The sequence below is a fragment of the Caballeronia pedi genome, from assembly GCF_001544915.2.
In the GTDB taxonomy this organism is placed as follows: Bacteria; Pseudomonadota; Gammaproteobacteria; order Burkholderiales; family Burkholderiaceae; genus Caballeronia; species Caballeronia pedi.
In genome coordinates, this window is record NZ_FCOE02000120.1 from 1 (window position 1) to 1,100 (window position 1,100).

At 60.5% G+C, this 1,100-nt stretch carries 1 protein-coding gene; it reads right to left on the minus strand.

The annotated features are described in order from the left end of the window. On the minus strand, positions 1-1,100 hold a 1,100-nt coding region (prpC, locus tag AWB80_RS42775), incomplete at both ends, for a bifunctional 2-methylcitrate synthase/citrate synthase (RefSeq protein WP_061180610.1).

Sequence of the window (1,100 nt, forward strand, 5' to 3'; positions counted from 1 at the left end):
TCCGGTCCGGTGTAATTCGCGCTCGGCCGGATGATCTTGTTGTCGATGCGTTGTTCGATGATGTGCGCCGCCCATCCCGAGGTGCGCGAGATCACGAACAGCGGTGTGAACATGGCCGTGGGCACGCCCATCATGTGATACGAAACCGCGCTGAACCAGTCGAGGTTCGGGAACATTTTCTTCGCGTCCCACATGACCGATTCGAGCCGCTCGGCGATGTCGAATAGCTTCGTGTCGCTGGCTTCCTTCGACAGCTTCTTCGCGATTTCCTTGATGACCTTGTTGCGCGGATCGGAGATCGTGTACACCGGGTGGCCGAAGCCGATCACCACCTCCTTGTTCTCGACGCGGCGCTTGATGTCGCTTTCCGCTTCGTCGGGCGTCTGATAGCGCGATTGAATTTCGAACGCGACTTCGTTCGCGCCGCCATGCTTCGGACCGCGCAGCGCGCCGATCGCGCCGGTGATCGCCGAATACATGTCCGAACCCGTGCCCGCGATCACGCGCGCCGTGAACGTCGATGCGTTGAATTCATGCTCGGCGTACAGGTTGAGCGACACATGCATCGCATCGACCCATGACTTCGAGGGCGCCACGCCATGCAGCAGATGCAGAAAGTGTCCGCCGATGGAATCGTCATCGGTTTCGACTTCGATGCGTTTGCCGTTGTGCGAATAGTGATACCAGTACAGCAGCATCGAGCCGAGCGAGGCCATCAGACGATCGGCGATGTCTTTCGCGCCCGGCACATTGTGATCGTCCTTCTCGGGCAGCAGCGTGCCGAGCACCGAGACGCCGGTGCGCATCACGTCCATCGGATGCGCGGAAGCCGGAATCCATTCCAGCGCGGCCTTGAGGTTCGCGGGCAGGCCGCGCAAGGCCTTCAGTTTCGTCTTGTACGCTTTCAGTTCGGCAGCGTTGGGCAGCTTGCCATGCACGAGCAGATGCGCGATTTCTTCGAATTCGGAAGTGGTCGCGACATCGAGAATGTCGTAGCCGCGATAGTGCAGGTCATTGCCGGTCTTGCCGACCGTGCACAACGCGGTATTGCCCGCGGTCACGCCGGACAGCGCGACGGATTTCTTCGGCTTGAATGCGCC